Below are 12,647 nucleotides of genomic sequence, written 5' to 3'. Positions count from 1 at the left end.
GTTGGACCCCTTGATCGGCCCGGGGCGACGGTGGTGTCCATGCCACAACCGACCGAACCCGCTGCACCGAGCATGCACACCGTCACCGCCGACTCCCTCGTCACCGTCGACTTCGGCCCCCGCTTCCACCGCCGCTCCACTCCCCGCTCCGGTCCCCGCCGTCACCCGCCCGGCCCCTACCGCCGCCTCTTCGCCCACCCCGGCACCCGGGCCTTCACCGCCGGGAACCTGCTGGCCCGCCTCCCCATGGGCATGTTCAGCGTCAGCGCGGTCGTGATGATCGCCGGGTCGCGCGGCTCGTACGCCCTCGCCGGTGCCGTCACCGCGACCGGCCTCGCCGCCACCGGGCTGGCCGGGCCCTGGATCGCCCGGCTCGTCGACCGGTACGGGCAGGCCCGGGTCGCCGTACCCGCGACCGTCACCGCCGTGCTCGGCAGCCTCGCCCTGCTGCTCTGCGTCCGGTACGGCGCTCCCGACTGGACCCTGTTCGCCGCCTACGCGGCCACCGCCACCACCCCGAACCTCGGCGGCATGTCCCGGGCCCGCTGGGCGCACCTGCTGCGCGACGACCCGGGCGCCCTGCACACCGCGAACTCCTTCGAACAGGCCGCCGACGAGCTGTGCTTCATGCTCGGCCCGGTCCTCGCCTCCTTCCTGACCGGCACGTTCTTCCCGGAGGCCGGCACCCTGGTCGGCGCGGTGCTGCTGCTCACCGGCGCGCTGCTGTTCGCCGCCCAGCGGGCCACCGAGCCGCCGCCCCGGGCCGGGACGGGCACCGCACGGACACCGCTGCGCATCGGCCCCCTGCTGGCCTGCTTCGTCGCGACCGGCGCGGTGTTCGGCTCGATGGAGGTCGTCACCATCGCCTACGCCGACGCCCAGGGCCACCGCTCGGCGGCCGGTGCCGTGCTCGCCCTCCAGGCCGCCGGTTCCTGCGCGGCGGGCCTGCTGTACGGGGCGCTCAGGCCGACCGGACCGGCCGAACGCAGGCTCCCCGTCTGCCTGTTGTCGATGGCGGCGCTGATGTCCCTGCCCCTGCTCGCCGCCCGCGCCTTCGACACCCTCGGGGCCGTCGCCCCCGCCCTGCTCGCGGCCGGCATGGCGACCGCCCCGACCATGGTGACCGCGATGACCCTGGTCCAGGACCGCGCCCCCGCGGACCGTCTCAACGAGGGGATGAGCCTGGTCGTCACCGCCCTGCTGACCGGTATCGCCTGCGGCTCCGCGCTCGGCGGCTGGGCGGCCGAGCGCCTCTCCCCGACGGCCGCCTACGCCGCCCCGGTCGCCGCGGCCGGCACGGCCCTGCTGATCAACACGGTCGGTACGCTGCTGCGCAACCCGGCCGGTCGAACCGCTTCTCCCCATTCCGCCGGCGACCGGAACGCGCGAGCACGGCATCCCGACCGGCGTGACGGTCACCGTCCGTGAACCTTTGTTCCGCTCCGACGGCCGGGTTCGGCCAGTGGCTACAGTTGTCGGTCCCCTTGCCAGGTGATCGACGTCAGTGTGCTCAGGCCGCCGTGTGCCACGCCCTTGTAGGTCACTCTTCGGGCGGGGCCGGACTCATGGGCGACTCGTTTCGTCAGTTCCGCGCCCTCGTGGAACAGCCGCTGCCACTCGTCCTCGTACTTGGCCTCGTCCCGGTCCCGCAGATACAGGTTCAGAGTGGTGTCGATGGCCTTCGCCCAGGTGTACAGATCGGCGACGAGGCCGTCGGACAGGGCCAGCCCGGCGGCAGGGTCGTCGGGGAAGAAGTCCCCGAAGCCGTCGGAGCGCAGCGGACCGTACTGGTACTCGCCCTCGACCGTGAGGTCGAGCGGATGCGGCGGGGTAGGTCTGGAACGCAAAGCACATCCCGTTCTTCGTGCGGAGGGCGGACGGGGGCCCCGGCTCGAAGATTTGACCGGCTGGGATCAATCTTCACCTAGTCGCCCGGCGGCCCCGCAAACACGACGAGGGCCCGGTGGTCCAAGACCACCGGGCCCTCGCAACATGGAGACTGTGGAGATGGCGGGAATCGAACCCGCGTCCAACGGTGCAAAAACAGGGCTTCTCCGTGTGCAGTTCGCTGTGATTTTCTCGGCCCCGGTGATCTCGCGAACAAGTCGCCGACGGGCCCAGTCACTGTTTGATTTCCCATCGAACCCCGTGACCGGGCTCGATGGTTTAGTCCCCTAGATTATGCCAGGGTCCGGGTCGGGAACATCCCCGGGCTGACACCCGTTAAGGGCCTTCACTCACTGCTTATTAGGCAGCGAGGGCGAAGGCGCGGGAATCGCTCTTGGAATTGGCGATTATTGGTTGCGACATATGGTTAACGAGATCATTGCCGCTTTCTCGACACGCTTCCCCTGTTTCAACATCCGCTGTCGAAACCGATCATCCCCATGTTGATTTTTCAATGCGCACACCCGGGTTTCCCCTGGTGTTGGTGCCATCGTACGCGACCAACGCACGCCGATGCCACCGTATTCCCCGCACCTTCGCCCTACTGGCCGCGCTGCTTCCGTTTCGCCGCCGAGATCGCCCGGTCCGACTCCCGGCGGTCCTGCTGCTCGCGCAGGGTCTGCCGCTTGTCGTACTCCTTCTTGCCCCGGGCGAGCGCGATCTCCGCCTTGGCCCGGCCGTCCTTGAAGTAGATGGCGAGGGGCACGATCGTGTGACCCGTCTCCTGGGACTTCGTCTCCAGCTTGTCGATCTCCTCCCGGTGCAGCAGCAGCTTGCGCTTGCGGCGCACCGAGTGGTTGGTCCAGGTGCCCTGGCTGTACTCGGGGATGTGGGCGTTGTGCAGCCACGCCTCGTTCCCGTCGATCTGCACGAAGCCGTCGGTCAGCGAGGTGCGGCCCTGACGCAGCGACTTCACCTCGGTGCCGGACAGGACGATGCCGGCCTCGTAGGTGTCGATGATCGCGTAGTCGTGCCGCGCCTTCTTGTTCTGCGCGACGATCTTGCGCTTGCCGCCCTTCTCGCCGTCCCGGGCTTTGGCGGCCGTCCCCTGCTGCTTCTGCTGGGACTCTTTCGGTACGTACATTCCCTTGGCCATAGTGCTGTCCATTTTCGCACTACGGAGGGGGTGCGGGGGAAGCGGATTAGCAGCGGGTTTCCGCAGGGTCCGCAAGGTCCGCGACGAGCTGCGACCGGGCTACGACGGATCCCCGAGGCCGCTCAGGACCGTCTCCGCCCGCTCCAGCGCCCCGGAGGACACCTCCAGGTCGGGCGTGATGCCCCGGCCGTCGACGGTGTGACCGGAGGGGGTGCGGTAGTGGCCGACGGTGAGCTCGGCGACCGAGCCGTCGGGGAGGCGGGTCGGCATCTGGATGGAGCCCTTGCCGAAGGTGCGGGAGCCGAGGACGACCGCGCGGCCGCGGTCCTGGAGAGCGCCGGTGAGCATCTCGGCCGCGCTCATCGTGCCGCCGTCGACGAGCGCGACCAGGGGTCTCGCGGTGTCGCCGCCGGGGTCGGCGTGCAGGGAGCGCTGGGCGCCGTCGACGTCGTAGGTGGCCACCAGGCCGCCGTCGAGGAAGGCGGAGGCGGCGGTGACGGCCTCGCTGACCAGGCCGCCGGAGTTGCCGCGCAGGTCGAGGATGATCCCGGCGTCGGCCGGTGCCTGCTGTACGGCGGTGCGCACGAGTTCCCCGGAGCCCTTGGTGAAGGCGGAGATCCTGATGACGGTGATGCCTGCGGCCAGCTTGCGCACGGCCACCGAGTCGGTGGACAGCAGCGCCCTGCGCACTGTCTCGCTCCACGCGCGCGTGCCGCGCTGGAGGCCGAGGGTGACGGTCGTACCGGCGCGGGCGTCGGTGGCGTCACCGCGCAGTAATGAGACGACGTCGGTGACGGGCCGCCCGTCGACGTCCTCTCCGTCGATGCTGCGCAGCCGGTCGCCCTTCCTGACGCCCGCCTCGGCCGCGGGCGACCCGGCCTGCACCTTGCTCACCTCGATCCGCCCGTCCTGCCGGCGCCGGGCCCACAGTCCGACCCCGGTGTACTGGCCGTCGAGCGCTTCCTCGAACTCCTGGTACTCGCCCTCGGAGTAGACCGCCGCCCACCGGTCCCCGCTGCGGCTGACGGCGCGTTCCGCCGCCTCCATGGGGGACTCGCCGTCGGCCATGGCCTCGGCGGCGGCCTTCGCGACGTCCTCGTGCCCGGCGGCCGGACGGGCGGCTCCGGTGGGCGTCTTCCGGTCGGACTGCCCGGGATCGGGAAACGCCCCGGTGGCCGCCCCGGTTACCAACAGCCCTGCGAACACCAACGTCAGAGCCGCCCCCCGGCGAACCCGGCGGGGCTGACAGAACAGCTCTCGGCCTGACATGCCGGTGAGTCTAGGACAAGGCAAGAGGGCCGCACGGGCGGTTGCCCGTACGGCCCTCTTGGCATGCGTCACACCTTCAGGTACTTGCGCAGCGCGAAGAACGCGGCAAGCGCGGGCATCAGGAGGCTCGTTGCGAGGATGAGGGGGAGCTTGGTCAACACCGCGTCCCAGCCGATGAAGTTGATCAAATTCAGCTTGTGGGACAGGTCCAGGCCGTGGTCGATGATGAAGTACCGGGCGATCACCAGGAATCCGCAGGCGACCGTGCCGCCGATCAGGCCGGCGACGGCGGCCTCCGCGATGAACGGGGCCTGGATGTAGAAGCCGGAGGCGCCGACCAGGCGCATGATGCCGGTCTCCCGCCGACGGCTGAACGCGGAGACGCGCACCGTGTTGACGATCAGCATCAGGGCGACCACCAGCATCAGGGCCATGACCATGCGGGCCGCCCAGTTCATGCCGTTGAGCAGGCCGAAGAGGTTGTCGAGGATGCCCTTCTGGTCCTGGACCGACTGGACCCCGTCACGGCCGTCGAAGGCCGTCGCGACGACCTGGTACTTCTCCGGGTCCTTGAGCTTGATCCGGTACGACTCCTGCATCTGGTCCGGCGTGAGGGAGTCGGCCAGCGGCGAGTCGCCGAACTGCTGCTTGTAGTGCTTGTAGGCCTCGTCCTGCGACTCGTAGGTGACCTTCTCGACCACCGACATCTTGCCCAGGTCGGCCTGGATCTGCTTCTTCTGGTCGTCGGTCACCGCGCCCTTGGCGCAGTTGGGGTCCGACTCGGCGTCGCTCTTGTTGCAGAGGAAGATCGAGACGTTGACCTTGTCGTACCAGTAGCCCTTCATGGTGTTGACCTGGTCGCTCATCAGAAGCGAGCCACCGAAGAGCGCCAGGGACAGGGCGACCGAGACGACGACCGCGAAGGTCATCGTCAGATTGCGGCGGAGACCGACTCCGATCTCCGACATTACGAACGAGGCGCGCATGGCGTCGGGTTATGCCTTTCCGTGGACGGTCGCGGTCAGTGCTGGTAGCCGTAGACGCCTCGGGCCTGGTCCCGGACGAGGCGGCCCTTCTCCAGCTCGATGACGCGCTTGCGCATCTGGTCCACGATGTTCTGGTCGTGGGTGGCCATCACCACGGTGGTGCCGGTGCGGTTGATGCGGTCGAGGAGCTTCATGATGCCGACCGAGGTCTGCGGGTCGAGGTTGCCCGTGGGCTCGTCCGCGATCAGCAGCTTGGGCCGGTTCACGAAGGCGCGCGCGATGGCCACACGCTGCTGCTCACCACCGGAGAGCTCACCGGGCCTGCGGTCCTCCTTGCCGCCGAGCCCGACGAGGTCGAGCACCTGGGGCACGGACTTGCGGATCTCGCCCTTGGACTTGCCGATGACCTCCTGGGCGAAGGCCACGTTCTCGGCGACCGTCTTGTTGGGCAGCAGACGGAAGTCCTGGAAGACCGTCCCGAGCTGGCGGCGCATCTGCGGCACCTTCCAGTTGGAGAGACGGGCGAGGTCCTTGCCGAGGACGTGCACCTGACCATGGCTGCACCGCTCCTCGCGGAGGATCAGCCGCAGGAAGGTCGACTTTCCGGAGCCGGAGGACCCCACGAGGAAGACGAACTCACCCTTCTCCACTTCCAGGGAGACATCCCTGAGTGCGGGGTGGGTCTGCTTGGGGTAGACCTTGGAGACATTGTCGAATCGGATCACGGATGCACCACGGGTCGCCGGGGGTAGATGAGCGTGACCATACGCGAGTCGGGTGAGGAAGCGCAGGCGCCGGTCACGGTTGGGTGAGGCTTGTGCGGTTTTGTTCCGGGGCAGTCTCTTCCGAGTGCCCGGGAGCGCCTGGGCGAGGTCTACGGACGGCCGCGCTCTTTCCGGGGGAACCTGGCACAGTGGGAGGGGAACGTTCTCGTTCCGCAGAGCGTTGTGTAAGCGATGGCCGGTGCAAGGAGGGCGAGCGCATGACGTACGACCGGTTGGTGTGCGCGAACTGCGCGGCGCCCGTGAGCGAAGGCCGGTGCCCCGTGTGCCGTGCCAACCGCGAGCGTCTTCAGCAGGAGAGTTTTCTCGGCGGTCTGAACCCGATGGCGCTGATCGGGCTGCTGGCGGTGCTGATCGCCGCGGTGGCGCTGCTGGCGGCGCACCAGACCGCGTAACGAAGCTCACACGCGACGCTTGGACACGAAGCTCGCACAGAGCGACCGAAGGGCCCCGAGCTGCTGCTCGGGGCCCTTCGCCGTACGATGCGCATGCGCTGCGTGAACGGCCGGTTACCGTCAGGCGGCAGCGCCGCCGCGGCCGCTCATGAGGCGCGGCAGGATGCGGAAGCCGATACCGCCGGCGATCATCGTGGCGGCGCCGACGATGAGGAAGGCCGTCTGCGCGGCACCGGTCTCGGCGAGCTGGTCGCCGCCGCCCTGGGCCTGGGTGTTCGACGAGCCGGTGTCGGTGAGGGCGGAGGTGCCCTCCTCCTGCGCGGAGGTGCCCGAGTTGCCGTCGGTGCCGGTGTTGTTGCCGCTGCCGCTGTCGCCGCTGCCCGTGCCGCTGCCGTCGGTCGGGTTGTCGGTGGTCGGCTCGTCCGTCGGCTCGGTGGGCTCGTCGGTCGGCTGAGTGGGCTCGTCCGAGGGCGCGCTCGACTCGGAGGGCGGCTCGCTGCTCGGCGGCTCGCTCGTCGGCGGCTCGCTCGTCGGCGGCTCGCTGGTGGCCGGGCCGGTCGGGATTCCGGTGTCGCCCGGGTCGGGCGTCTGGGTGCCGTCGAGGTCGGCGTTCACGTGTACGCCGGTCTCGTCGGCCTCGACGCCGATGGAGAGGGCGGAGGCCGCGCCGGCCGCGGTCAGCGAGGCGCCGGCGGCGATCACGGCGCCGGCGGCTATCCGCGCGACCCGGATCCGCGTCTTCTTGGTCATCTGGTTGCTACCCCCAGTAGCTGAACGTCAGGATGGCGGCGCTGGGGCTGTGATCGACGGGGAAAGCTACGGATGCGCAAGCCCCCCGGTTCACATGCGCCCCAGAGATACGCATGCCACGCTTCACCCTTCCCATTTTTCAAAGCAACGTCAAGGCCGTTGCGGGCGTGATGTCCAATTGCGCACCCAATGCCGGGACCTGAAGCATGTGAGTGTGACGTAAAACCCAGACAAACGAGAACTGCCGCCACCAGGGCGGCAGTTCCAAGGAGTTCGACTCACCGTGGGCGAGTCGACAAAGTTACTTCTCCTGCTGCTTGCGCCAGCGAATTCCGGCCTCCAGGAACCCGTCGATCTCGCCGTTGAACACGGCCTCGGGGTTGCCCACTTCGTACTCGGTCCGCAGGTCCTTGACCATCTGGTACGGGTGCAGGACGTACGACCGCATCTGGTTGCCCCAGGAGTTGCCGCCGTCGCCCTTGAGGGCGTCCATCCTGGCCTGCTCCTCCTGGCGGCGTCGCTCGAGGAGCTTGGCCTGGAGGACGTTCATCGCGGTCGCCTTGTTCTGGATCTGCGAGCGCTCGTTCTGGCAGGAGACGACGATGCCGGTGGGGAGGTGGGTGAGGCGCACCGCGGAGTCGGTGGTGTTGACGCCCTGGCCGCCGGGCCCGGAGGACCGGTACACGTCGACCCGCAGCTCGGACTCGTCGATCTCGATGTGGTCGGTCTGCTCGACCACGGGGAGCACCTCGACCCCGGCGAAGGAGGTCTGCCGACGTCCCTGGTTGTCATAGGGCGAGATCCGGACGAGCCGGTGCGTGCCCTGCTCCACGGAGAGGGTCCCGTAGGCGTACGGCACCTGCACGGCGAAGGTGGTCGACTTGATGCCGGCCTCTTCGGCGTACGACGTCTCGATGAGCTCGGTCTTGTATCCGTGCTGCTCGGCCCAGCGCAGGTACATGCGCTGCAGCTTCTCGGCGAAGTCGGCGGCGTCGACACCGCCGGCCTCCGCGCGGATGTTCACGAGCGCCTCACGGGCGTCGTACTCACCGCTCAGCAGCGTCCGGACCTCCATCTCGTCCAGCGCCTTCTTGACGGCGGTGAGCTCGGACTCGGCCTCGGCGCGGGTGTCCGGGTCGTCCTCCTCCTCGGCCATCTCGAAGAGCACGGAAAGATCGTCGATCCGCCCGCGCAGCCCCTCGGCCTTCCTGACCTCGGCCTGCAGGTGGCTCAGCTTGCTGGTGATCTTCTGCGCCTCGTCCGGGTTGTCCCACAGGGACGGCGCGGCCGCCTGCTCCTCGAGCACGGCGACGTCTGCCCTCAGCTTGTCGAGGTCCAGAACGGCCTCGATCGACTCCATGGTCGAGGAGAGGGACTTGAGCTCTTCGGATACATCGACGACTGCCACGCCTCCAGCGTAACGGCTCCGCCAAGCGAGGATGGCCGACGGGCATCGCCCACGCGCTCAGCTCCGCGAGGGGCCGAGTCAGGAGGGCGCCAGGTCCCTCACCGGGTTCCGGGGCGGAGCCCCGTGGCAGTGCCCCTGCCACCCACCGAGCCGGGCAGACGCCAAAACCCCCATCGGGATCTGGGGCGAAGCCCCGTGGCGGTGGGCTTGTGGCCTACCGAGCCGGGCGGCCGCCAAGCCCCCATCGGGGTCCGGGGCGGAGCCCCGTGGCAGTGGCCCTGCCGCCCACCCGAATCGGGCGGCCACCAAGCCCCCCATCGGGGTCCGGGGCGGAGCCCCGTGGCAGTGGCCCTGCCGCCCACCGAGTCGAGTGGACGTCAGCCCTCCGACGAGATCCGAACCTCCGCCGGGGTCCGGGGCGGAGCCCCGTGGCGGTGACTCTGTGGCCTACTGAGTCGGGTGGGTGGGGGGGCAACGGGTCGGCCAATACGGTCACGGCGTCGACGTGCTGTGTGTCTCCTGCGGCGGAGCCGAGTCGTCGCCGGACGACGCCAGCCATGCACCGACGCCCACCACCGCGGCCACCACCACCCCCGCCACCGTGAACGTCACCCTGCGTCGCCGAGCCGCCACGCGATGCCGCGCCGACCCCGGCCGCGGCGCCCCCGACGCCCTCGGCGCCCGCGCCGTGCCCCGGGCGCCGCCCGCCAGCTCGTCGGGGCCCGGCACCCGCATCGACGTATGCGTGTCCCGGTTGGAGTCCGGCTTCGCGCCCGGCACCAGGGAGACGGCCCCCCGGCGCCGTACCCGCTGCTCCTCCGCGGCCGGAGCGGTGCCGGCCGGCTCCTCGGACTCCTCCGGCGCCTCCGTCTCCGGCTCGTCGACGTCCAGCGGCGGCATCCCCGCCAGCATCGGCAGCTGCTCCCGCAGCCGCGCGGCCAGCTCTGACGCCCGCAGCCGGGACGCCGGCGCCTTCGCCAGGCACTGCACGAGCAGCTGCCAGAGCTCCTCGGGGATGCCGGGGAGCGGCACGACGCTCTCGGTCACATGCCGGCGCAGCACCGCTCCGGGATGGCCGCCGCCGAAGGGGGTGAAGCCCGCGAGAAGCTCGTACAGGACCGTCGCGAGCGCGTAGATGTCCACCGAGGCGCGGGGCGGCAGGCCCTCGACGATCTCCGGGGCCAGGTAGTCCGGCGTACCGATGATCTTCGTGGCGCGGGTCCGCTTCGGGGAGTCGATGAGCTTCGCGACACCGAAGTCGGTCAGCAGCGCCGGGTGGGAGCCGCCGGGGCCGAGCGGGCCCTGCATGTCCAGGAGGACGTTCTCCGGCTTGACGTCCCGGTGCACGACGCTGGCCGCATGCGCCGCCGCCAGCCCGTCCGCGACGTCCGCGACGATCGCGACGGCCGCCTCGGGCGCGAGGCGCCGCTCCCGGTCCAGGCGGGTCCGCAGATCCGTGCCCCGGACCAGGTCCATGACGAGGGCGAGGTCGTTGCCGTCGACGACGAGGTCACGGACGGACACCACATGGGGGTGCTCAAGGCCCAGCAGTGCCGTGCGCTCCTGCACGAAGCGACCCACCAGCTCCTCGTCGGACGCGAGATCCTCGCGCAGCAGCTTGATGGCGACGGGCCCCTCCGGCCCCTCGCCCAGCCACACCGTGCCGGCGCTGCCCCGCCCCAGGATCTGGTTGGCGGTGTACCGGCTGCCGATCTTCCGTGCCAAGACTGCTCCTACAGACGCGTGTTGCCGACAAAAGTACGCGTCCGATGACCCAACCTTCACCACGGAGGCGGAAATCACCCGCCAGGTGTCGACAAATCCCCAGAGTCGCGGTCAGTTCCCGGAGCCGTTGCCCAGGTCGCCGATGAAGCTGCCGACCGACTTCGCCCAGTCCTTCAGCTGACTCCAGTAGCCCTGGCCCTGCCCCACCCACGTGTGCACCGGGGTCAGGTCCCAGATCAGCCAGCCCGCGACGAAGAGGATGACGACCAGGAACAGGCAGCCCTTGAGGCAGCCGAGCCCGGGGATCTTCATCGGGTTGGCGCTGCGCTGCCGCGGCTCGCGCGGGGCCCGCTGCTGCGGCTCGGCGGGGGGCGCGTAGCGCTGCTGGGGCTGCTGCGGCTGCTGCGGCGGGGCGTACTGCTGCTGCGGCCGGCCTCCGCCGTACCCGGCGGGCTGCTGCGGCCCGTAGCCGGCCGGCGGCTGCTGGCCGTATCCGGCGGGCTGCTGCCCGTACCCGCCCTGTCCGCCCGGCTGGCCCTGGCCTCGCGGCTGCGGCCGGCGTACCGGCTGCTGCTGCGGGGCCTGGCGCGGCGGCTGCTGCTGCGGCCGGGCCACCTGCCGCTGCGGGCGGCGGCGCAGCGGGTCCTCGCCCGGGTCGAGGTACTGGACCTGGGTCTGCTCGTTGCGGTCGCGGGCCGCGCGGAGCTGGGTCTGCCAGGGGTGCGGCTGTTCCGGCTGCTGCTGGCCGGGCTGGCCCGGCTGGCCCTGGGGCATCGGCGGCAGCACGGCCGTCGGGTCGGCCGCGCCGGTGTTCGGCAGCACGGCGGTCGGGTCGGCGGCGCCGAACGGCACCGGCCCGCCGGTGTGCGGCAGGACGCTGGTCGCGGCGTTCGGGTCGTACGCCCCCAGCGGCGCGCCCGTGTTCGGCAGCACCTGGGTCGGGTCGGCCGCGCCCGTTACGGCGGCCGGCGCCGGGTCGGGGGCGAGCAGCGCGCCGACGCCCTCGGCCGCCGCGATCTGTGCGGAGTTCGCGTGCACGCCGACGCCCTCGGCGACGACCCGCAGGCCGCGCGCGAGGTTCTCGGCGCTGGGGCGTTCGTCGGGGTTCTTGCGCAGGCAGCGCTCTATGACCGTCCACAGCGGGTCGGGGACGGTCGAGGGGCGGCGGGGCTCGGCGCTGAGGTGCTGGTGGAGGACTTCCAGGGCGCTGCCGCCGGAGAACGGCGGACGGCCGGTGACCAGCTCGTACAGCAGGATGCCGGCGCCGTAGATGTCGACCGCGGAGGTCTGCGGGCGGCCCTCGGCGGACTCCGGGGCGATGTACGCGGGCGTGCCGACGAACTCCTGGGTGCGGGTCAGGCCCGGGGAGTCGGCGAGCCGGGCGATGCCGAAGTCGGTCAGCAGCGGGTGCATCTGGCCGTTGTACTGCTGGAGCAGCACGTTGGCGGGCTTCAGGTCGCGGTGCACGACGCCGTCGGCGTGGCTGGCGGCGAGCGCGTCGGCGACCTGGGCGGTGAGCAGGGCTGCGGCGACGGGCGTGAAGGGGCCGTTCTCACGCAGGTAGCGGTGCAGGTCGGGGCCGTCGACGAGGTCCATGACCAGGGCCAGCAGATCACCCTCGACGACCAGGTCGCGGACCCGGACGATGTTCGGGTGGGTGAGCCGGAGCAGGACGGAGCGCTCCCGCAGGAAGCGCATCACGATGTCGGGGTCGTTCGCGAGCTCTTCCTTGAGCACCTTGATCGCGACGGTCTCGCCGGGCTGTCCGGGCACGGCTGCCTCGGCGCCCGCGGTCTCCCGCTGGCGGGCACGCCAGACGGTACCGGTGGCGCCGCGTCCCAGCGGCTCCTCCAGGAGGTACTTGCTGCCTACCGGCCGCACGTCATGCACTCCCTGCTGCTTGCTGAATGTCTCCGACCCATGTGTCCGAACCACTGTAGTGCCGTGGTGCCTGGGACCGGGCTGTCGTCCGGCTGTGCTTTCCCCCTCCCCGGTAGGGAGGCGATAAGCGTCCCGACGTATCCCCATACGTTGCCGTTCCGGCGTGCGTTCGATGGAAAGACGCTTGCTTCGGTCCGCCGGTTGCCGGGCTCGGACGTGACCGATCTCAAGTGATCGCCCGCACGGTATTGGTCAGGCACTTTTGGGGGCAGAGCTGACCAATCAAGATCACTTGCCATCGGGGCGTGGGCGCGTTGTCAGTGGCAGGTGCGAGGATGCGTTTGACAGCAGAACTGGCCGACGTGCTCGTGGCGGTGGGGGGAATTCCGCGCCCGCGCAGAAGGGACC

At 70.5% G+C, this 12,647-nt stretch carries 11 protein-coding genes and 1 other RNA gene; 2 read left to right on the top strand and 10 right to left on the bottom strand.

All coding sequences use genetic code 11. The features are described 5' to 3' along the window. The first annotated feature begins 39 nt into the window (after positions 1 to 39). On the top strand, positions 40 to 1,428 hold the full coding sequence (locus tag KVT45_RS05595; protein WP_217545367.1) for an MFS transporter: 1,389 nt from the start codon (positions 40 to 42) through the stop codon (positions 1,426 to 1,428). Between the two features lie 38 nt (positions 1,429 to 1,466). Here the strand turns inward: KVT45_RS05595 and KVT45_RS05590 are convergent, their stop codons facing one another. The 6 genes from KVT45_RS05590 to ftsE form a co-directional block, all read right to left on the bottom strand. After that, positions 1,467 to 1,847 (bottom strand): hypothetical protein, encoded by a 381-nt coding sequence (locus tag KVT45_RS05590; protein WP_217545366.1) that lies wholly within the window; start codon positions 1,845 to 1,847, stop codon positions 1,467 to 1,469. Positions 1,848 to 1,999: 152 nt separating this feature from the next. Further along, positions 2,000 to 2,387, bottom strand: a transfer-messenger RNA (tmRNA) gene (gene ssrA / locus KVT45_RS05585). Positions 2,388 to 2,488: 101 nt separating this feature from the next. Beyond that, positions 2,489 to 3,031 carry an SsrA-binding protein SmpB gene (gene smpB / locus KVT45_RS05580; protein WP_254646375.1) on the bottom strand — a complete coding sequence of 181 codons (543 nt, stop codon included), beginning with the start codon at positions 3,029 to 3,031 and terminating at the stop codon, positions 2,489 to 2,491. A gap of 111 nt (positions 3,032 to 3,142) precedes the next feature. Continuing rightward, positions 3,143 to 4,312, bottom strand: a complete 1,170-nt coding sequence (locus KVT45_RS05575; protein WP_217545365.1) for a S41 family peptidase — start codon at positions 4,310 to 4,312, stop codon at positions 3,143 to 3,145. Between the two features lie 68 nt (positions 4,313 to 4,380). Then, positions 4,381 to 5,298: a permease-like cell division protein FtsX gene (gene ftsX, locus KVT45_RS05570; protein ID WP_217545364.1), complete on the bottom strand. Its 918-nt coding sequence runs from the start codon at positions 5,296 to 5,298 to the stop codon at positions 4,381 to 4,383. Positions 5,299 to 5,333: 35 nt separating this feature from the next. After that, a complete protein-coding gene (ftsE, locus tag KVT45_RS05565) occupies positions 5,334 to 6,023 on the bottom strand; it encodes a cell division ATP-binding protein FtsE (protein WP_059203505.1) in 690 nt (229 codons plus the stop codon). A 257-nt stretch (positions 6,024 to 6,280) separates the two neighbouring features. On the opposite strand from ftsE, the gene KVT45_RS05560 reads away from it, so the two are divergent. Then, positions 6,281 to 6,475: a hypothetical protein gene (locus tag KVT45_RS05560; protein WP_089106595.1), complete on the top strand. Its 195-nt coding sequence runs from the start codon at positions 6,281 to 6,283 to the stop codon at positions 6,473 to 6,475. 120 nt (positions 6,476 to 6,595) lie between these two features. Here KVT45_RS05560 and KVT45_RS05555 read toward each other — a convergent pair whose 3' ends face one another. From KVT45_RS05555 to KVT45_RS05540, 4 genes are all read right to left on the bottom strand, one after another. Further along, the gene (locus KVT45_RS05555; protein ID WP_217545363.1) at positions 6,596 to 7,225 is read right to left on the bottom strand and encodes a hypothetical protein; all 630 of its coding nucleotides are present in this window, start codon (positions 7,223 to 7,225) and stop codon (positions 6,596 to 6,598) included. A gap of 301 nt (positions 7,226 to 7,526) precedes the next feature. Beyond that, positions 7,527 to 8,633: a peptide chain release factor 2 gene (gene prfB, locus KVT45_RS05550; RefSeq protein WP_217545362.1), complete on the bottom strand. Its 1,107-nt coding sequence runs from the start codon at positions 8,631 to 8,633 to the stop codon at positions 7,527 to 7,529. A gap of 492 nt (positions 8,634 to 9,125) precedes the next feature. After that, positions 9,126 to 10,358, bottom strand: a complete 1,233-nt coding sequence (locus KVT45_RS05545; protein WP_217545361.1) for a serine/threonine-protein kinase — start codon at positions 10,356 to 10,358, stop codon at positions 9,126 to 9,128. Between the two features lie 111 nt (positions 10,359 to 10,469). Then, a complete protein-coding gene (locus KVT45_RS05540) occupies positions 10,470 to 12,239 on the bottom strand; it encodes a serine/threonine-protein kinase (RefSeq protein WP_217545360.1) in 1,770 nt (589 codons plus the stop codon). Positions 12,240 to 12,647: the final 408 nt, after the last annotated feature.

Source organism: Streptomyces sp. GbtcB6 (genome assembly GCF_019091475.1).
Lineage (GTDB): Bacteria > Actinomycetota > Actinomycetes > Streptomycetales > Streptomycetaceae > Streptomyces > Streptomyces hyaluromycini.
The sequence above is the reverse complement of the archived record's forward strand: the minus strand, read 5'-3'. Positions and strand labels throughout refer to the sequence as shown.